Annotated in this window: 20 protein-coding genes; 17 read left to right on the top strand and 3 right to left on the bottom strand. The window is 46.0% G+C overall.

The features are described from left to right. Window positions 1-64: 64 nt before the first annotated feature. Entirely contained in the window at window positions 65-712 is a 648-nt protein-coding gene (locus tag DY78_RS10550) for an NAD(P)-dependent oxidoreductase (RefSeq protein ID WP_024625033.1), read from the bottom strand. Window positions 713-868: 156 nt separating this feature from the next. Here DY78_RS10550 and DY78_RS10545 point away from each other — a divergent pair, with 156 nt between their 5' ends. Together DY78_RS10545 and DY78_RS10540 are read left to right on the top strand one after the other, a co-directional pair. Further along, window positions 869-1381 (top strand): tRNA (cytidine(34)-2'-O)-methyltransferase, encoded by a 513-nt coding sequence (locus tag DY78_RS10545; protein ID WP_024625032.1) that lies wholly within the window; start codon window positions 869-871, stop codon window positions 1379-1381. Between the two features lie 120 nt (window positions 1382-1501). After that, on the top strand, window positions 1502-3895 hold the full coding sequence (locus tag DY78_RS10540) for a DNA translocase FtsK (protein WP_024625031.1): 2394 nt from the start codon (window positions 1502-1504) through the stop codon (window positions 3893-3895). A gap of 926 nt (window positions 3896-4821) precedes the next feature. Here DY78_RS10540 and DY78_RS15795 read toward each other — a convergent pair. Together DY78_RS15795 and DY78_RS10535 are read right to left on the bottom strand one after the other, a co-directional pair. After that, entirely contained in the window at window positions 4822-4944 is a 123-nt protein-coding gene (locus DY78_RS15795; protein WP_081754412.1) for a DUF4044 domain-containing protein, read from the bottom strand. A 76-nt stretch (window positions 4945-5020) separates the two neighbouring features. Next, window positions 5021-5977: a magnesium transporter CorA family protein gene (locus tag DY78_RS10535; protein WP_024625030.1), complete on the bottom strand. Its 957-nt coding sequence runs from the start codon at window positions 5975-5977 to the stop codon at window positions 5021-5023. A 111-nt stretch (window positions 5978-6088) separates the two neighbouring features. On the opposite strand from DY78_RS10535, the gene DY78_RS10530 reads away from it, so the two are divergent. From DY78_RS10530 to DY78_RS10460, 15 genes are all read left to right on the top strand, one after another. Next, complete coding sequence (locus DY78_RS10530) at window positions 6089-6451, top strand: DUF3397 domain-containing protein (protein ID WP_024625029.1); 363 nt, start codon at window positions 6089-6091, stop codon at window positions 6449-6451. A gap of 184 nt (window positions 6452-6635) precedes the next feature. Continuing rightward, complete coding sequence (gene mraZ, locus DY78_RS10525; RefSeq protein ID WP_024625028.1) at window positions 6636-7061, top strand: division/cell wall cluster transcriptional repressor MraZ; 426 nt, start codon at window positions 6636-6638, stop codon at window positions 7059-7061. A 30-nt stretch (window positions 7062-7091) separates the two neighbouring features. Next, window positions 7092-8042: a 16S rRNA (cytosine(1402)-N(4))-methyltransferase RsmH gene (rsmH, locus tag DY78_RS10520; protein ID WP_024625027.1), complete on the top strand. Its 951-nt coding sequence runs from the start codon at window positions 7092-7094 to the stop codon at window positions 8040-8042. A gap of 31 nt (window positions 8043-8073) precedes the next feature. After that, the gene (ftsL, locus tag DY78_RS10515) at window positions 8074-8457 is read left to right on the top strand and encodes a cell division protein FtsL (protein ID WP_024625026.1); all 384 of its coding nucleotides are present in this window, start codon (window positions 8074-8076) and stop codon (window positions 8455-8457) included. Beyond that, window positions 8454-10595: a penicillin-binding transpeptidase domain-containing protein gene (locus tag DY78_RS10510; protein ID WP_024625025.1), complete on the top strand. Its 2142-nt coding sequence runs from the start codon at window positions 8454-8456 to the stop codon at window positions 10593-10595. The genes ftsL and DY78_RS10510 overlap by 4 nt, the downstream gene beginning before the upstream one ends. A 24-nt stretch (window positions 10596-10619) precedes the next feature. After that, entirely contained in the window at window positions 10620-11585 is a 966-nt protein-coding gene (mraY, locus tag DY78_RS10505) for a phospho-N-acetylmuramoyl-pentapeptide-transferase (protein WP_024625024.1), read from the top strand. 130 nt (window positions 11586-11715) lie between these two features. After that, a complete protein-coding gene (gene murD, locus DY78_RS10500) occupies window positions 11716-13095 on the top strand; it encodes a UDP-N-acetylmuramoyl-L-alanine--D-glutamate ligase (protein WP_024625023.1) in 1380 nt (459 codons plus the stop codon). Continuing rightward, window positions 13095-14189 carry an undecaprenyldiphospho-muramoylpentapeptide beta-N-acetylglucosaminyltransferase gene (murG, locus tag DY78_RS10495; RefSeq protein ID WP_024625022.1) on the top strand — a complete coding sequence of 365 codons (1095 nt, stop codon included), beginning with the start codon at window positions 13095-13097 and terminating at the stop codon, window positions 14187-14189. The genes murD and murG overlap by 1 nt, the downstream gene beginning before the upstream one ends. 30 nt (window positions 14190-14219) lie before the next feature. After that, window positions 14220-15098, top strand: coding sequence for a cell division protein FtsQ/DivIB (locus DY78_RS10490; RefSeq protein ID WP_024625021.1), 879 nt, complete (start codon window positions 14220-14222; stop codon window positions 15096-15098). Between the two features lie 118 nt (window positions 15099-15216). Next, the gene (gene ftsA / locus DY78_RS10485; RefSeq protein ID WP_024625020.1) at window positions 15217-16566 is read left to right on the top strand and encodes a cell division protein FtsA; all 1350 of its coding nucleotides are present in this window, start codon (window positions 15217-15219) and stop codon (window positions 16564-16566) included. Window positions 16567-16596: 30 nt separating this feature from the next. Further along, window positions 16597-17898, top strand: coding sequence for a cell division protein FtsZ (gene ftsZ, locus DY78_RS10480; RefSeq protein ID WP_024625019.1), 1302 nt, complete (start codon window positions 16597-16599; stop codon window positions 17896-17898). A 23-nt stretch (window positions 17899-17921) separates the two neighbouring features. Continuing rightward, entirely contained in the window at window positions 17922-18344 is a 423-nt protein-coding gene (locus DY78_RS10475; RefSeq protein WP_024625018.1) for a cell division protein SepF, read from the top strand. 16 nt (window positions 18345-18360) lie between these two features. Continuing rightward, window positions 18361-18624, top strand: a complete 264-nt coding sequence (locus tag DY78_RS10470) for a YggT family protein (RefSeq protein WP_024625017.1) — start codon at window positions 18361-18363, stop codon at window positions 18622-18624. A 27-nt stretch (window positions 18625-18651) separates the two neighbouring features. Next, window positions 18652-19437, top strand: coding sequence for a YlmH family RNA-binding protein (locus DY78_RS10465; RefSeq protein ID WP_024625016.1), 786 nt, complete (start codon window positions 18652-18654; stop codon window positions 19435-19437). A gap of 19 nt (window positions 19438-19456) precedes the next feature. Beyond that, entirely contained in the window at window positions 19457-20161 is a 705-nt protein-coding gene (locus DY78_RS10460) for a DivIVA domain-containing protein (protein WP_024625015.1), read from the top strand. The last annotated feature ends 6 nt before the right edge of the window (window positions 20162-20167 follow it).

Raw genomic sequence — 20167 nt, 5'->3', positions numbered from 1 at the left:
AGGTTATGCTGAACAATTTGTCCAAAAATTCGGATTAAATTTGCAATCTACCAAAAATATAAATTTATTGATTGGCAACGGTGAGGCGTTCTTGTCGATGCGCCGGTTGTTCAATTTCATTTAAGACGGCAGTGGCCATCGTACCGGAGTTAGTCGCCGAATCGCCGTGGAAGTTGACGAGTAATTCATCTTTACCGTACATGGGTGCGACGGCGGGGCCGGCGTGAAAATCCGCAGCCGGCGAGAAGCCGACCCAATTGACGTTAGTGACGGTCCGCAAGAACTTCAATTCAGTTAATTGATTTTGAGGGACGGCGATAAAACTAGCGGCGGCTGGATCTTGTTCTAAGTCGTGCACGAATAAGTGATGGTCCGGCCCAGTCGTTAAGCTGCCAGCGCCTAAAATAAAGACTAAGCGGGGGTGCTCAGTGTCGCGTAATTTGGCGACTAATTGGGTCGCCAAGTCAACGTGCAAGTATGCGTGGTCGGGGGCGGCCGCCATGGCGTCCACCACGACATCTACGGCCGTTAAATCAGTTTTGGTGAGTTCAAAAGCGTCCACGGCGCGGGTGGTCAATTGAGTATTCGCCGGTAAGGCGGCTAACTTGTCGGCATTGCGGCCAATCGCTAAGACTTGATGGCCACGGGCTAAGGCGAGCTCGGTAATGGCGCGACCAGCCATCCCAGTGGCACCGATAATCATAATTTTCATAATGTTTGAAACCTCCTAGGCTTGATTAGTTATCTTTAGTATAAATAATGTTAAGTCAGTGAGCGAATAAAGCGTATTCTAAATAGAAAGACTAGGTTCACGGTGGCGACTCATGGTATGATAAAAGGTAACATCTTAATTAAAAGGAAGATTATTGTGACTAATCATATTGCGTTATTTGAACCATTAATGCCCGCCAATACTGGTAATATTGCGCGGACTTGTGCTGGGACTGACACTCATTTGGATTTGATTGAACCGTTGGGCTTTAAAATTGACGACAAGCACTTAAAACGGGCCGGTTTAGATTACTGGGATAGTGTCGACATTACTTATCACGCCGACTTACCAGCCTTTTTAGCCAGTATTCCCGATTTAGACCAACTATACTTGGTGTCAAAATTTGCCGAACACGACTATACTGACGTCGATTACAGTGATACAAACAAGGATCACTATTTCTTGTTTGGAAAAGAAACGACGGGCTTGCCGGAACCATTTATGCGCCAATATCCGGAAAAAGCGATTCGCATTCCGCAAGATGACACCCATATCCGCGCCTTGAATTTATCGAATTCGGCGGCGATTGTCATCTATGAAGCCTTGCGTCAACAAAACTTTTTGAGCTTAGAACGGTCGCATCATTATGAAAATGATAAATTGAAATAATTGATTCGATACGAAAGGACCCCGTGGTTAGTAAAGCTGGGGCCCTTTTTTATCGTTGCCCCATTTAGAACGTAAGTTTGGTACAATAGAACTAAATTAGCACAGAAAGGACGAATTAGCGTGGCGTCAAAGCAACGAACAACTAAAAAACGGTCAACCACAACTCGGCGTAAGAAACCGACGAAGGCCGTCGTTAAGCGACAAATGACGGGAAATATTATTGGCCTCGTCGGCGTCTTGATTACCGTCTTCGCCTTTTGGCAACTCGGCTTAGTCGGTAACTTTTTTGCCGAGTGTTTTCGGCTCGTCGCTGGGAATGCGTCACCATTGTTAGCCGGCTTAACGTTATTAATCATGGCGTACTTAATGATTTTTGGACATTGGCCTAAAATCAGTTGGCGGTGGTGGACGGGTGGTAACTTAATTATTTTCAGTTACTTACTACTCTTGGAAATTCCAACGTTTAATCAATTGAATCGCCATACCGAATTTTTAGGCATCACTTGGCGCCTAATTAAAAATGACTTTGCGACCGGCGGGGTGTCAGCCAATCTCGGTGGTGGTTTAGTGGGGGCGCTCGGATATAGTATTACGTATCCGTTGTTGGCCAATTTAGGGACGATCTTAATCGCGATTATTTTAATTATTACGGGGATCTTTATTGCCTTTAACTTACCGTTTCACGAAACAATGCAGGCAGTCCGGCACGGCTTACTCATCGCGGGTGATCATGTGCATGCCGGCTATGAAAAAGTTTCCCACTATGTGCGCGTACAGATTGCACGGTGGCGCGTCAAACAGCAATTAAAGGAAAATCAACAAGCTGAGTCACAGCCTACTGAACCGACTGAAACAAACGATACGGTACCAACCTCAACGGCGCCCACTCCGGTACCACCCGCGCCCGTATCGACCGCCCCAATCAGTGCGGCGCCCGCTGACGATATGAATATCACGGTCGCTAGCGATAATGAAAAGTCGGCGTCCGCGGCACCGGAGACTAGTGCCAAAGATGCCGATGACTTACAAGGAACGGAAGTCGCTGATGAATCAGATTATCAATTACCAACGGCTGATTTATTGACGAAGATTCCCAAGACGGACCAAAGTGCGGAATATGCCACGATTGAGTCTAACTCACAAAAGCTCAAAACGACGTTAGCTAGTTTTGGGGTACAAGTAGAAGTTAAACATGTCAGCTTAGGGCCGTCCGTCACGAAGTATGAATTGCATCCGGCAGTTGGGGTCAAAGTTAGTAAAGTCGTCAATTTAGCCGATGACTTAGCGTTAGCTTTGGCTGCTAAAGATTTACGGATTGAAGCGCCGATTCCTGGGAAATCGTTGATTGGGATTGAAGTGCCGAATAAACAAATCTCGACGGTCGCCTTTCGCGATATTGTCGAAGCCCAACCGGCGCATCCAACTAAGCCGCTGGAAGTCCCACTGGGCCGCGACGTTTCCGGTAACTTAGTGACGGCAGACTTGTCGAAAATGCCGCATTTACTCATTGCTGGGTCAACTGGGAGTGGGAAGTCAGTCGCTATTAATGTGATGATCACCGGATTATTAATGAACACGAAACCGAACCAAGTGAAATTTATGTTGATTGATCCGAAAAAAGTTGAATTAGGCATTTATAATGGGATTCCACATTTGTTAACGCCCGTCGTGACCGAACCGAAAAAAGCGGCGCGGGCCTTGCATAAGGTCGTGGCTGAAATGGAACGGCGCTATGAGTTGTTTGCGGATTCCCATCAACGCAATATGCAAGGGTACAATCAGTATATTCGACAGCAAAATTCCCAAGACGGCCAAAATCGACCGGTCTTGCCATATATTGTCGTGATTGTTGATGAATTGGCCGATTTGATGATGGTCACTTCTAGTGAAGTTGAAGATGCAATTATTCGCTTAGGGCAAATGGCGCGAGCGGCCGGCATTCACATGATTCTGGCCACGCAACGACCATCTGTCGATGTCATTACCGGGTTAATCAAGGCCAATGTGCCGTCCCGGATGGCGTTTGCGGTTTCCAGCGGGACGGATTCGCGGACCATTATTGATAGTAATGGGGCCGAAAAACTACTTGGTCGCGGGGATATGTTGTATCAACCAATGGGCATGAACAAACCATTGCGGGTCCAAGGGGCCTATATTTCGGACCACGATGTTGAAGAGGTCGTTAACTTCATTAAGGACCAACAAACCGCTGATTATGATGATTCGATGCTCGTTAAAGATGACGAGGCCGATAGTGGTAATGGTGGTGATCCACGTGATGGTGAAGATGAATATTACGCCGATGCCGTCGAACTCGTCACGGAACAACAATCCGCGAGTGTGTCGATGTTACAACGCCGCTTCCGGATTGGGTACAACCGGGCTGCCCGGATTGTCGATGAGATGGAAGAACGTGGCGTGGTCGGGCCGTCCGAAGGCAGTAAGCCGCGCAAGGTTTATCGCCAACCGAGCGCTGAAGAACCACCTAGTTCGGATGGGCCCGCGCCGAGTTAGTGAATTGAAATTTGCCGCTGCCAGCTGAGCGTAATTCCAGTTGCTATGGGGACCGGTCCAAGCCTGAAAAGCAAGTCTCAAAAGGCGTCCGTGGTGTAAACGGGATACAAAACAATTCCGCTTACACCACCCGCATAGCGACTTCCATTACGTTCAGCCGACAGCTAAATTGATTTTTAAATAACAAGGGAGTGGCTATAATTTTGTGGTCACTCCTTTTATGTTGCTGCTTTTGTGGTGTGTTGTTTATAAATTATGTTTTTAGTGGTTATGATGTTAATTGACTTTAAGCTGGGCCAAGTCAACTTGCTGTAATAATAGCTAATATGGAGAAAGAATCATCGACAGTAATGAGTAGCGTATGATGTCGATGATTGCCAGAAATTCAATCCTTTTGTCGAGTCTGAAATAAAATTTTTGGCTACCGGCAGTTGCTACTTCCGGTCAGTAGAAATTCCAGTAGCCGAGGCGACCAGTGCGAACCTCACTTTGAAGCTTGCCTAGATAGCCTATCTTCAAAGAGGCTCTTTCTTGGGGGAGATTATCAGCGGCTATTTTGATTAGACTAACTCTCATCGAAAATGTTCAGCCAAAGTTGTATATACTTAATGCTGTTGTTGAAACTGAGATGAAATTAGCAATTGGCTGACCGTAATGGAATCGTTCTGAAAGTGGCGTTAACGGGCGTTTTTTGGCCGTTTACACCACGGGCGTCTTTTGAGACCTGGGTTTCGGGCTCAAAAGCGAGGTTCAAGACGTTCCTCAGGCTTGGACCGGTCCTAGAACGATGGAATTACGGTCGGCCAATTGCGGCAATGACCAACCACTGCTGGAGGCCGAGGTTCGAAAACAGACGAGTTGTATGGTAAAAAAATCAGCCACGACATTGCGTCGTAGCTGATTTTTTAGTTGCACGTTTAGTTCCGTTAGAAAGATAACCAGCCTAAGCCAGAGAGTGCGGTCAAGATTAATGAGCCGATCATGGAAATAATCATGACCCATACGATGACCATCGTAATTTTTTGGAACGTGGACTTTTTCTTTTTCATTAGGTTCGTTGCCACCACACTTTTTAGTAATTCTTTCCTAGTTTAACGTGGAATGGTCTTTTTTTCAATTCACGATTTAGAAATAATCGTGATTCCGTAAATATTCGATCGTAATGATGCACAAAATAATCGTGCCCAGCATGATCCAACTGAAGGCATGCACGATGCTGGCACCGGGAAGTTTTACGTTCATGCCGTAAATGCCACCAATAATCGTCGGAATCGTCATGATCAACGTAATTGAGGTCAAGACCTTCATCACGTCGTTTAAGTTGTTTGAAATAACCGAACTGACCATTTGACTGTACTGCTGTAAAATTTGATTGGTCGTATTGGTCATATCAGCGGCTTGACGATTTTCAATGATGATGTCGTCGGTCAAAGCTTGATGGTCGGGCGCATTAAAATGGGCCGCTGAAGCTTCGACGGCTTTGAGGACCGGGGTATTTTGAGCCAGGGCCGCATTGAAGCGAATGAGCGACTTTTGATACGCCATGATGCGAAAAATCTGTTCGTTATGCGTGGCGCGGTTTAAATTGCGTTCGAGCGTGGCAGTTTTGATATTGATGTGGTCGAGGGCCGTCACGTAAGCGTGTGAGATATACCACATAATTGCTAAGACAAAATTCTCGTGATTAGCAAGGCTGAGACGTGATGACTCGGGGTCCATGACAAAGTCCTGAATAAAACTAGCCGGGTAATTACTGACAGTTAAAACCACGTCATCGGTTAAAATCAACGCAAACGGATAAACGCGATATTCTAAATAGCCCAGGTCGCTGGTCGTTAATTTTGGAAATTGCATGATAATCAAAATGGGTTTGGTGGGGCTACTAACTTGCAATTGTTCGGTCCGCGAAATTTCAGCATTATCTAAAATTGCCGTTAAATAATCACGTGGCAAGTTAAATTGTTGAACTAACTGATTGATTTCATCAATTGTTGGGCGTTCAACGTTGATCCAGTAGGGCCGATCGGTTGCCGGGCTAGTTGTTAAACGGCCGTCGTCGCCCGTGGCAAAATATTGTATCATGGGAACCACCTTTATTAATAATTTGTTAACTATTATAGGGCTGGCGGTGGGAATTGAAAAGTTTAACGATAATCCCTATAATAATAGCGATACTAACTGGAGGAATTTGCAATGCACGACCTATTTACGACTTGGTTCGGTCAGATTGCGTTATTAGCGGCGGTAACCGTCATTTTACTAGTCATACGGCGGTTACTAGGTCGATTTTGGCCGCGTCGGCTCAATGTGCTTGATTTTTGGCCCCCACTATTACTAATTTTTACCCACTTTTTGACGTTACAAACAACGGAAAGTTCACTGTTGCCTTATGAAATCATCTCACTAATGATTTTTGGCATCGGTTTGACGGTGTTGGAAGTCATTCAACGTGGTGAAATCTTATATTGGCGCTTCTTTAAGCTATATTGGCGGCTGTGCGATTTAGTGACCATCGTCGTTTACGTCGCCGCCTTAGGGTTAGCTTTAATAAGTTAAGTCCGCTGATAATAAAAAATAAGCCCCACAAGTCCCCACCTAACGAAACGTGATTAGGTGGGGACTTTTTTGACATTTTGTTAACAATTCGGAAAAGTAACAAAACGGTGTGGTAGGAAGTGGGGGGGTGTGGTAGACTTAATTATGTTTAATGAAAGGGGTTGAGTAAACGATGCCATCCAAGATGTTTTTCGGAGAATTTGAACACGCCTTGGATGCCAAGGGTCGTTTAATCATCCCCGCCAAGTTTCGCGAGTTACTTGGGGATCATTTTGTAATTACTCGGGGGATGGATGGCTGTATTTTTGGCTATCCGGAAGCCCGCTGGAGCACGTTACAAGACCAATTAGACAACTTGCCGTTAACTAAAAAAGATGCCCGGGCCTTTGTCCGGTTCTTCTATTCAGCAGCAGCTGAATGTGAATTAGACAAACAAGGCCGCATGATGATTCCGAGTACCTTGCGGCAATATGCCAAATTAGCGAAACAATGCGTGATTGTTGGGGTTTCCGACCGATTCGAAATTTGGAGTGCCGAAAAGTGGCAGGCCTTTGAAACGGAAACCGCTGAAAACTTTGACGATTTAGCTGAAAATTTGATTGATTTTTAAACTAGTGAATTTTAGGAAGGGGGCCCGGACGTGGCAGAATTTGAACATACAACGGTTTTACTACACGAAGCGGTGGCCGCTTTAGCCATTAAACCGGCGGGCGTCTACGTGGATTGTACGTTAGGTGGCGGGGGCCACTCGCGTGAAATTTTGAAACAACTTGGTCCCGATGGTCATTTGTTTAGTTTTGACCAAGACCAGACGGCGATTGATTATAATCAGGAAAATCTGGCGGAATATGTTGCTAGTGGGCAATTGACCTTCATCAAAAGCAATTTTGCCAACTTAAAGGCGGAATTAGCGGATCGCGGTATCCTGTCAGTTGATGGTATCGTCTATGACTTAGGCGTTTCGTCACCGCAATTTGACAATGCCGAGCGGGGCTTTTCATATCAACACGATGCGCCACTAGATATGCGCATGGATCAAAGTGCTCCGTTGACGGCCCAAACAGTGGTCAATGATTGGCCGTATACCGACTTAGTCCGAATTTTTTATCGCTATGGCGAAGAAAAGTTCTCTAAACAAGTGGCGCGGGCGATTGAACGGGAGCGGGAACACGCCCCCATCGAAACGACTGGCCAGCTCGTTGACATCATTAAAGAGGCCATTCCGGCCCGCGCCCGTCGTACGGGTGGTCATCCGGCCAAACGGGTCTTTCAGGCGATTCGTATCGCGGTCAATAACGAGCTTGGCGTATTGGAAACGTCGTTAGAGCAAGCGGTTGACCTGATTGGCGTGCCGGGGCGCGTCAGTGTCATTACGTTCCAATCATTAGAAGATCGGCTCGTGAAGACCATCTTTAAAGAACACAGTGATTTGCCAGAGTTACCACCGGGGTTACCAGTGATTCCGGCGGAAATGCAACCTGATTACCGGTTAGTTAATCGCAAACCGATTCTTCCAAGTGATGACGAAGTTGCGGCTAACCGGCGCGCGCGTAGTGCTAAACTGCGCGTCATCGAACGAATCAATAAGTAGCGTTTACACAAATTTAAAGGAGTGATTTAAAATGGCCCAAAATGGATTGGCACGGGAGCTGCCACGCGAAACCCCCGGTGCTACGACCAACCCGGTACATAAAAATGTCGTATCCCCGAATCCCGCTATCAAGACGCAACGGGTACCATTTTCGAGTTTTGAAAAGGTCTTGTGTGTGGGTTTTAGTCTCGTCGTCTTCGGATTGGCAATTTTACTCGTGTCAACGAATATTGCCGTCAGCAATTCGCAAAGCAAATTGAGCAGTGTGCAAAACAAAGTCACCAAAGTACAAGCAAGTAATACTTCGGCGGCCCAACAAATTAGTGAACTTTCGAGCCGGACCCGCTTAAACAAAATTGCTAAGCAGTACGGTCTATCGCTCAACAACGGTAATATAAGGAATGTTTACAAATGAATGACAACAAACAACGAATGAATTCGAAACGGTCACCAAAAGAAAATCGTAAAGTCTTTGGCCAATGGCTATTTTTTATCGCGATTCTGATTTTTGGCGTTTTGGTCATTCGTTTTTCGTATATCGCGATTGGTCGCCGTGTCAACGGGGTTAACCTGGCGGCGGCGACCAAAAAGCTCTATACCGATGATCAAACCATCACCGCTAAACGCGGAACCATCTATACGGCTAATGGCGATGCTATCGCTGAAGATACTAGTACGTATACGTTGTACGCCATTATGGCGAAAAATCAAAAGAGCGCGAGTGGTAAGGCCTTGTATGTCAAAAATAATGTGCAGGCCGCCAAAGTACTATCGAAGTATTTGCCAATTAGTTATAAAAAAGCGTTAGCGACTTTGCAAAAAGGGACTGGTAAATTCCAAATTGAATTTGGGACGGCCGGGAAAAACATTTCGCTAACGACTAAAAAGAAAATTGACGCCCAAAACGTCAGTGGGTTGCATTTTATTGAGTCGGAAGCCCGTTTGTATCCTAACGGCGTCTTTGCGTCACAACTGGTTGGTTTGACAAACAGTAAAAATGTGAGTGGTAGTGATCAAACCCGGTTAAATGGCGCGATGGGCATTGAATTAGCTTACAACAAAGTGTTGTCGGGGACCGATGGCCGTAAGACGGTCACGACGAGCGGGTACCAAGGTAAGACCGATACTGGCAAGCAGGTCAAAAACGGGAACAACGTTTATACGACGATTGATACGAAGTTGCAAACGTTGCTCGAAACGAAAATGTCCGAAGTTCAGTCACAAGTCAATGCCAAGTCGATGACGGCGACCTTGATGAACGCCAAAACTGGAGCCATTTTAGCCACGAGTCAACGACCGACTTTCAACGCACAAACTAAGAGTGGACTGTCGAAGATGTGGCGTAACTTGCTCGTCGAAGACACTTATGAACCCGGTTCGACCATGAAAGTCTTCACGATGGCGGCCGCGATTAATAGTGGTAATTACAATGCCAACACGACCGTCGCCAGTGGGACTTACAAAATTGATGGCAAGACGGTGCCGGATTGGAATACCAGTGGTTGGGGTAATATCACCTATGCCAAGGGGTTTGCCCTATCAAGTAACGTTGCCATGGCGCACTTGGAACAAACGATGGGGGCTAAAACATGGCTCCATTACATTAAGAAATTTGGGTTGCGGACGAGTACGAATAGTGGCCTACAAGATGAGCAGACTGGTTCAATCCAGTTTACTTACCCGATTGAACAGGCCGATACGGCGTTTGGTCAAGGGATTCAAGTCACGGCCATGCAAATGTTGCGTGGCTTCACGGCGATTGCAAATAATGGTAAGATGTTACAGCCATATTTTGTTTCAAAGATTACTAATCCGAATACGCACAAAACCGTTTACAAGGCCAAAACGAAGGTCGTTGGCACCCCGGTAACGTCGAAAACGGCGAGTTCCGTTTTGGACCACATGCAAGACGTTGTTTATAAATCTTATGGGACCGGTTCAGCGTTTAAGATTGATGGTTACCGCATTGCCGCTAAGACCGGGACCGCCCAAGTCAGCAATGGGAGTACTTACGAAACGGGTGATAACTCGTACTTGTACTCCGTGGTTGGGATGGCGCCGGCTAAAAATCCAAAATACATCTTGTATATCACGATGAAGCAACCGACCTTAAATGGGACGTCCGCGTCAGAAGATATGGCGGAAATTTTCAAGCCGGTCATGCGCCGGGCACTAGATGAACAAAAGGCTAGTGAAACGAAGACGACGACCATCAAGATGCAAGATTTGACTGGTCAAAGTACTAAGACTGCCGAAGCTAAGGCGAAAAAGATTGGCGTTACGCCAATTGTCGTGGGTAAAGGCTCGCGAATCGTTAAGCAGTCCGTCTCATCGGGGACCGTCTTGACGAGCAAGCAACGGGTCATCTTAGTGACTAATGGTCAAATGTACATGCCGAACTTATCCGGTTGGTCAGCTAGTGAAGTTGCTGATTTTGCTGATTTGACAGGTGTAAAATTGACCACCAGTGGGACTGGGTACGTGAGTGCTCAAAGTATCTCGGCAGGTAATCCGATTGAATCAAAACAAGCGTTAAGTGTCACCTTGAAATAACTAGTTTTAGAATGGAGAATTGTTGTGAGTTTATTAGAATGGATCGCCACTTTAGTCAGTGGGTTTATCATTGTCTTTGCGTTAATGCCGTCCTTGATTCGGTATTTCCGCGCCCGCAAAGAAGGGCAAATGATTCGTGAAGAAGGCCCGTCTTGGCATGAGAAAAAGTCCGGGACGCCGACAATGGGTGGGTTACTATTCATTATCGCGATCTTGGTCACGACGATTTGGGTCGGATTATGGCAAGGCCAATTGCGGCCAACGACTTGGATTTTGATGTTTATCCTCGTGTTATACGGGGCGCTGGGCTTCTGGGATGACAGTATCAAGTTATGGCGGAAGCAAAATGAAGGCTTGAAGGCTTGGCAAAAGCTACTTGGCCAAATTGTCGGTGCCATCATTTTGACCGTCGTTTACCAACACGAAAAGTTACCAATGGGCATACACATGCCTGGATTTGGTGATTGGACGATGGGAATTTGGTACATGGTCTTTGTCATTATTTGGCTAGTCGGGTTCTCCAACGCGGTCAACTTGACCGATGGGTTGGACGGATTAGTCGCCGGTCAAGCGACGATTGCGTTTGGGGCTTATGCCATTATCGCGTTGCACCAACATCAAACCGATGTGGCATTGTTCTGTGTGGCCGTAGTTGGCTCATTACTTGGATTCTTCGTTTTTAACCATAAACCAGCAAAAATTTTCATGGGCGACATGGGTTCCTTAGCTTTAGGGGGCGCCTTAGCCGCAGTGTCCATCTTGGTCCATCATGAATTATCGTTATTGTTGATTGGGATTATCTTTGTCATCGAAACAGCTTCCGTTATTTTACAAGTCGCTTCGTTCAAGTTAACGGGGAAACGGATCTTCTTAATGAGTCCGATTCACCATCACTTCGAAATGAAGGGCTGGAGTGAATGGAAAATTGATATCGTCTTTTGGACGGTCGGACTAGTCGCAGCTGCGATTAGCGTTGCGACCATTATTTAGTTAAACGGCAACCTTAGTAGTAGGTTGCCGCCTGCTGGTTGGCAGTTGCGAACCGGTAGGCGGCAAGTTAACAACTAACTTATTTAAACAAACAAATTAATGACAAATAAATTTAGGGAGATCTTGGTATATGAAGTCGGTTGAACAGTATCGCAACCAAAAAGTATTAGTATTAGGTTTGGCAAAGAGCGGGATGAATGCCGCACGCTTACTCCATAAATTGGGGGCCTTTGTGACCGTTAACGATAAAAAGGATTTTGATGAAAATCCGGATGCCCAAGAATTGTTAAATGATGGCATCAAAGTTATCACTGGGGGTCATCCACTTTCACTTTTAGATGAAGACTTCAAAGTTGTGGTCAAAAATCCCGGCATTCCATACACCAATCCAATCGTGGCGGGCGCCATTGAAAAAAACATTCCGGTCATTACGGAAGTGGAACTCGCCTCACAAATTCTGGAAGGCGAACTCATCGGGGTTACCGGGACCAATGGGAAGACGACCACGACGACTTTAATTACGGCGATGTTGAACCAACGCACTGCCGCCGGTAAAGCATATGTGGCCGGTAACATCGGCGTGCCGGCATCGGCCGTGGCCCAAAAAGCGACCGCCGATGACACGATGGTGACCGAATTATCGAGCTTTATGTTATGTGGGATTAAAACGCTCCATCCCCACATTGCCGTTATTACGAATATTTACTCGACCCATTTGGACTATCACGGTTCGCGTGAAAATTACATTAAGGCTAAGATGCGCATTACGATGAATCAAACGCCGGATGATTATTTTGTCATCAATTGGGATAGTGATGAATGGCAAAATTTGGCTAAACAATCGCCAGCCCAAGTCGTGCCATTTTCGCGGCAAGCTAAAACTAAGGCCGGTGCTTATGAAGTTGACGGCAAGTTGTACTTCCAAGATGAATACATTATGGCGGCCAAGAACATCAAAATTCCGGGTGACCACAACGTTGAAAATGCACTGGCCGCCATTGTCGTGGCTAAACTCCAAGGCGTTGCGACTGCGGGTATCGTCCAAGTATTAAAGACGTTTTCCGGGGTCCGTCATCGGACACAATACGTGGAAACTTACGAAGGCCGCCAATTTTATAACGACTCCAAGGCGACAAACTTAGTTTCGACCGAAATGGCCTTACGCGGCTTTGATCAACCGGTCGTATTGTTAGCAGGTGGTTTGGATCGTGGCAATACTTTTGAAAAATTAGCACCGGCCTTAAAAGATCATGTTAAAACCTTGATTGTTTTCGGTGAAACGGCGCAAAAAGTCGCCGATGCTGGCAAGCTAGCTGGCATTGACGATATCGAGTTCACTGAAAATTGTGAAACCGCGGTGCCATTAGCTTGGCAACAAAGCCAACCGGGTGACATCATCATGTTGTCACCGGCCTGTGCCAGCTGGGACCAATACCCGAACTTCGAAGTTCGTGGTGATCGTTATATTAAAGCAATTGAAAAATTAACTGGAAAGGCGGAAGAAAATTAATGCGACTAATGATATCAGGCGGTGGTACGGGTGGTCACATTTATCCAGCCTTAGCCTTAATCGATGCGTTAAAAGCGCATGACAAGCATGCTGAAGTCCTCTATGTTGGGACGCATCGCGGCCTTGAAAGTCGCATCGTTCCCGAACGGGGCATCGATTTTAAAACCATCAAGATTCAAGGTTTCAAGCGCTCATTGTCACCGCAAAACTTTAAAACGGTTTGGCTGTTTTTAAAGAGTGTCGTGACGGCGCGCAAATATATTAAAGAGTTCAAGCCAGACGTTGTCGTGGGTACCGGGGGTTATGTGAGTGGGGCGGTCGTGTTTGCGGCTAGCCAGATGCACATTCCCACGGTGATCCACGAACAGAATTCGGTCGTTGGGGTAACAAACAAGTTTTTGAGCCACTTCGTCGACAAGATTGCGATTTCGTTTGAAAGTGCGCGCTCACAATTTCCTGAAAAGAAAGTTGTGATGACGGGGAACCCCCGCGCCCAACAGGTGGCAAACATTCAAAAAACGGCGGCTTTACAAGCATTAGGCCTTAAAGATGATGTGCCAACAGTCTTAATCTTTGGTGGGAGCCGGGGAGCCGCGCGCATCAATGAAGCGACCGCGGCGGCGATTCCGGAATTAAATCAACGCGACTATCAGACCTTATTCGTGACCGGCCAAGTCCATTACAACAAAATTATGAATGGTCTGGCCCAGACAGCGCTAGCCCCGAATGTTAAAATCGAACCGTACATCAAAAATATGCCGGCGATTTTACCGGAGATTGCCGCGATTCTTGGACGGGCCGGGGCTACTAGTATCGCCGAAATTACCGCGCTCGGTATTCCGTCGATTTTAGTGCCCAGTCCGTATGTCACTAATGACCATCAGACGAAGAATGCCCAAAGTTTAGTGGACGCCGGGGCGGCCGAATTAGTCAAAGAAGCTGATTTGAATGCCACGAGCTTATTGCACGCGGTCGACAGCTTGATGCTTGATGAAACTGGTCGTCAAAAGATGGCCGCTAACGCTAAAAAGCTGGGGATGCCCGATGCGGCTGATCAATTGTTACAAGTCTTAGAAACGGCAATCAATCGCTAAGCTAATGCTAGCTTGAAAGGGGTCGGTGCGATGGCCATTTTTAAACGCAAGCCGAAAAATGAAAAGAAACGGCTTGACCAACTAACCCCTTGGGAACGCTATCAACGTGAAGCGGCGGCTAATCACGCGGATGAGGAAAAACGTCATTTTAAGTGGTCGGGCAAGCGGATTCGCATTGGCGATAAGTTGCCGAAGCTCAAAACGCAACGCCGGAAGTTAGTTACCAAACGGGCCGCCTTATTAATCGGCCTGTTTTTAATGGGAATCATCATTGCGGGTTACTTCATTTCGCCTTACAGTCACATTCAAAAAGTGACGATTAGTGGAACTGAAAAGTTGACGACCAAACAAGTCGAACACGCGACCAATATCAAGCCAGGCGTTTCCGTCTGGGCAGTTATTGGGCATGATACGGCGACGAGCAAGGCGGCTCTTAAAGCTAATCCGCAAGTCGGTAAAGTTAGTACCAAGTTGGTTGGTTACAACCAAATCAAAGTAAAAGTTAACGAAATTCGGATTGCTGGTTATTTAGTCACTGGCAGTCATTATCAACGGGTTTTAGAAAACGGTCGCATTTTGAGCACGACTTATTCGCAACCTGGTGGTGGTTATCCGATTTATAATAATTTCAAAAGCGGGGCGCGCTTGCAAAAGATGATTGCGCAATACGCCAAATTACCTTCAGCAGTCAAACACAACATTTCCGAAATTCGGTATGCGCCAAATAAAGCTAACCCAGAACGTGTACATTTGTACATGAATGATGGCAACGAAGTTTATGCCACCATTTCAACGTTTGCCAGCAAAATGACCTACTATAACGGAATTGTCGCCAAGATGAAAACGAAGGGAATTATTAACTTGGAAGTTGGGGCTTATTCATATTCATTTAAAAACACGAAGAATTAGCTGAAATCCGGGTTGAGCCCTTTTTAAAAGCGCTTCTGATATGGTAAAATAAGGGATAATTGGATATGTTAACTAAAGTCCTTGGATATTTATGTAATTACTAGGAGGTTCCTCTATTATGGATAATTCAGGAATTTATGTCGGACTTGATATAGGGACCACCTCAATAAAAGTCATTGTTGCTGAACGTGTTAAGGGACAAATGAACGTTATTGGTGTGGGAAGCGAACGTTCTAATGGTCTGAGTCGTGGGGTGATTGTCGATATTGACAAAGCGGCCACCGCGATTCAATCAGCAGTACGCCAAGCAGAAGAAAAAGCAAGTATCGAAATAAAAAAAGTTATCGCAGGTGTGCCTGCAAATTTAGTAAAAGTTGAACGCTGCCGCGGGATGATTGCGGTGGGCGATGAATCTAAAGAAATAAATAATGATGACGTGCAAAAAGTTGCGGCCGCCGCTTTAGTGCAAAGCCTCCCGCCTGAACGGGAAATCTTGGACGTGATTCCAGACGAATTCGTCGTTGACGATTTCGCTGACATTGCGGATCCTCGAGGCATGGTCGGAGTGCGCTTAGAAATGCACGGTACTTTATTTACCGGTCCAAAAACGATTATTCATAATACGCGTAAGGCGATTGAAAAAGCGGGCTTACAAATTGAACAAATCGTGATTGCACCGTTAGCTTTAAGCTCATTAGTGCTCAACGATGGCGAACAAGATTTTGGGTCGATTATCATTGACATGGGTGGTGGTCAAACAACGGCGGCCGTCGTGCATGACCATCAACTCAAATATACTTATGTTGATCAAGAAGGCGGTCAGTATATTACCAAAGATATTTCGGTCGTCTTAAATACGTCGATGGAAAATGCTGAGAAATTAAAACGCGACTATGGCAATGCCGATTCACAGCAAGCCAATGACGAAGTTGAATTCCCAGTAGATGTGGTTGGTCAAAGTACGCCAACCCAAATTAGTGAACAATACTTAGCTGAAATTATTGAAGCCCGTTTGGAACAAATTTTTGGCAAAGTTGAAAGCCACTTGAGCGCTATTCACGCGCTCGATTTACCAGGTGGTATCGTACTGACCGGGGGTGTTGCCGCGTTACCAGGCGTCACTGACTTGGCAACCCAAGTCTTTGGCGTCAACGTCCGGGTATTCACACCGAGCCAAATGGGCTTAAGACATCCGTCATTTGATGAAGCATTAGCCGTAATCAAATATCAAGCGGCCTTAAGCGATGTAACGAAGTTGGTGAAGAGTGCCTTAACTGGTGACACCCGTTCTAGCGTGGCGCTAGACATTGCCGACCCGTTGATGGATTCAGCATCATCAACGCCGGCACCGCAACCACAGCAACAACCAGCCAAACCAACCAAAAAACAACCTGCTAAAAAACAGGATCCTAATCAACAAAGTGCCAGTGAACGCATCCGCGGGTTCTTCAATCACTTTTTTGATTAATATCAGGATAGGAATGACGGAGGAAAAATTATGGAATTTTCTTTAGATGCAACCCAGAACTCAGGGGCTAATATTAAAGTCATCGGTGTCGGTGGCGGTGGTGGTAATGCCGTCAATCGGATGATTGCCGAGGACGTTAAAGGCGTTGAGTTCATCGTGGCGAACACCGATGTACAAGCATTACAAACTTCCAATGCAGAAACTAAAATTCAATTAGGACCGAAATTAACGCGTGGTTTGGGCGCGGGTTCTAACCCAGATGTTGGCTCAAAAGCGGCCCAAGAAAGTGAAGAAGCCTTAACGGAAGCCTTACAAGGGGCGGACATGGTCTTCGTCACCGCCGGAATGGGCGGGGGTACTGGTAATGGTGCGGCGCCAGTCGTCGCTAAAATCGCCAAGGACTCCGGTGCCTTAACGGTGGGGGTTGTGACCCGACCATTTACGTTTGAAGGGCCTAAACGTGCCCGTAACGCTGCTGAAGGGATTGCGCAAATGAAGGACAACGTTGATACGTTGATCGTCATTGCTAACAACCGCTTATTAGAAATCGTTGACAAGAAGACGCCAATGATGGAAGCCTTCCAAGAAGCCGATAACGTGTTACGTCAAGGGGTCCAAGGGATTTCTGACTTAATTACGTCACCCGGTTACGTTAACTTGGACTTTGCGGATGTTAAGACCGTAATGCAAAACCAAGGTTCCGCTTTAATGGGAATTGGCTCAGCCAGCGGCGAAAACCGGACGGCCGATGCGACCAAAGAAGCAATTTCATCACCATTATTGGAAGTTTCCATCGATGGTGCCGAACAAGTCTTATTAAACATCACCGGTGGCCCCGACATGTCCTTATATGAAGCTCAAGCTGCTTCAGATATTGTGTCACAAGCCGCAACGACTGATGTCAACATTATCTTTGGGACCTCAATTGATGAAAGCTTAGGTGACGAAGTACGGGTTACCGTGATTGCCACCGGGATTGACCAAAAACAACGCGAATTGGAACAAGGCAGCACCGTTAGTCGGAGTTCACAAACGCAACAACGCGGTGGGATGTTCAGTACGCCAGTTGACAACCAACCCAAAAGTAGTGATGCGCCCATTAACATGAACCAACCCGAATCAGCGGCCAGCAACAATGACCCATTCGGTAACTGGGACATCCGTCGCGAACCAAGCAGTTCACGGCCAGTTAACAATAACGAATTCAAAAATGTTGAAAAGACGGACTTCGATGTCTTCAATGACAACAGTCAAGCTGAAGAAAAAAAGACCGATGACAACAATGGCGATTCGCTGGATACGCCGCCATTCTTCAAACGGCGTCGTAAATAGCACGTTGAAGGGAGCGATGAACGATGGCGTTTAGTTTTAGTAACTTTTTCGGGGTCGGCGATGATCAATTCGAAGATCCCACGCCGACGTCTCAACCGACGCGTGAAACGACGAATTCGAATCAAGCTACGACTGCCAACGGCCCTAAAATCGTGCCCATGCAAGGTGGTAAATCGGTGAATAGCAAAATTGCGTTATTTGAACCGAAAATTTATTCGGACGTTAAAGAAATCGCGTCGCAACTATTAAAAAATCAAGCGGTGATCGTTAATTTTGATCACGTTGATGATGAGATGGCGCGCCGCATCGTGGATTTCTTGACGGGAACGGTATTTGCCATTAATGGCGAAATTGAACGGATTGGTGATGAGATTTTTCTCTGTATTCCAGAAAACTATGAAGTTTCCGGAAGTACCACTAGTCAGTTCAATCCAAATAGCTTATAGGTGAGGGGTGAGCGTACTGATACTTAGTTTAATCAGCAGATTGTTCCAACTTTACCAATTGGCGATTTTGATTTATATCTTAATGTCGTGGTTCCCAGGAGCTTATAACACCGGCGTTGGCCGGTTCTTGGGTCGAATCTGTGAACCATTCTTGAGCGTCTTTCGTCGGTTTATTCCGGCGATTGCCGGGTTAGACTTCTCACCAATCATTGCTGTGCTAGTCTTGCAATTTGCCGAAACTGGCTTATTCTACTTGCTACAAATGATTGGGGTCGGCTAATAAATTTAAAGTAACGAGGATAGTATCGTGAATGATAATATAAAACAACATTTTCGCGATAGTGAAGCTCCGTTTATTGAACAGGTCACTGGTTGGTTGCGGCAAACCGCTGACCAGTATCGACCAATCTTGACCGCGTTTTTAAACCCGCGGCAAGTCTTCATTGCCCAGACAATGGTCAATCAACTTGATGACGTCCATATGCGGGCCGCTGGGGGTTACGAACATGCCGAGTTAAAACGTATTTTGTTTTACCCGAACTATTACGAACCACAACCAGCTGATTTTCAAATTACGCTCTTTAACATTGTGTACCCCGTTAAGTTTGCCACGTTAAAACATGGTCAGATTTTGGGTACCTTAGCGAATGCCGGCGTCGAACGTGACGTTTTTGGTGATATTATTTCGGATGGGGAACAGTGGCAGTTTTGTTGTGAAACCGAAATGGCGGACTATTTCCGGGATCAAATTGACCGGATTGGGAAAACCAAGTTACATTTAACTGCCGTGCCTTTGACCAATATCATTCAACCGGAAAATGATTGGGAAACGATCACCACCACCGTGAGCTCCTTGCGCGCGGACAGCGTGATCAAAGCGGCCTTCAATTTATCGCGGCACCATGCCAAAGAATTAGTTGAAGGCACCAAAGTTCGTTTGAATTGGGCGGACTTAACGAAAGCCGATTATGAACTCGCTTTATTAGATATGTTGAGCGTACAACATTATGGCCGTGTTCGTTTAGCTGCCATTGGCGGTGAGACCAAGAAGTCGCGGTTGCGAATAACTTTAGATATTATTCATAGTAAATAGATATTGGAGGAAATTTAGCATGGTGTTAAGTCCTGATGACATTCATAACAAAGAGTTTTCCACGAAACTTCGTGGTTACAATATTGACGAGGTTAATGATTTTCTCGAACAAATCATTAAAGATTATCAAATTACCTTAAAGGAAAACAAGGACCTCCAAGAACGTTTAGACGCGAGTGAAGGTAAGTTGAAGTACTTCAACGAATTAAAGGATTCTTTGAACCAATCAATCTTAGTTGCCCAAGAAGCAGCCGATAAGGTTAAGACGAATTCGAAGAAGGAAGCCGACATTATTACCCGTGAAGCGCAAAAGCAAGCTTCTGACATTGTCAGTGAAGCGACGGATAAGTCGAACCAAATGATTGACGAAGCTTCACAAAAGGCTAAGCGTTTATCCGTTGAAACGGATGATCTAAAGAAACAAACGCGGGTCTTCCGTCAACGGCTCCAAGTGATGTTAGAATCACAATTGGAAGTTGTGAAGAGCAAAGACTGGGATCAATTGTTGAGCGAAACGGATACTTCAACTTATCATGAAATCCAACACGTTTTAAAAGAAGATGACGGTCTTGACAACGGGGCTAACGCGAGTGTAAACTCAGAAGCAACCGTTGAAATCACTGATCCAGCGACGAGTGAAACGCCCGTCGCAGACGGTGGCGACCAAGCGCAACAACAAACCGTCGTAATTTTCCCAGACGATGATGTTGACGCCAAACAATAAGTCGAC

The organism is Lactiplantibacillus fabifermentans DSM 21115 (assembly GCF_000498955.2).
GTDB lineage: Bacteria > Bacillota > Bacilli > Lactobacillales > Lactobacillaceae > Lactiplantibacillus > Lactiplantibacillus fabifermentans.
This window is presented reverse-complemented; position numbering and strand designations above follow the sequence as displayed.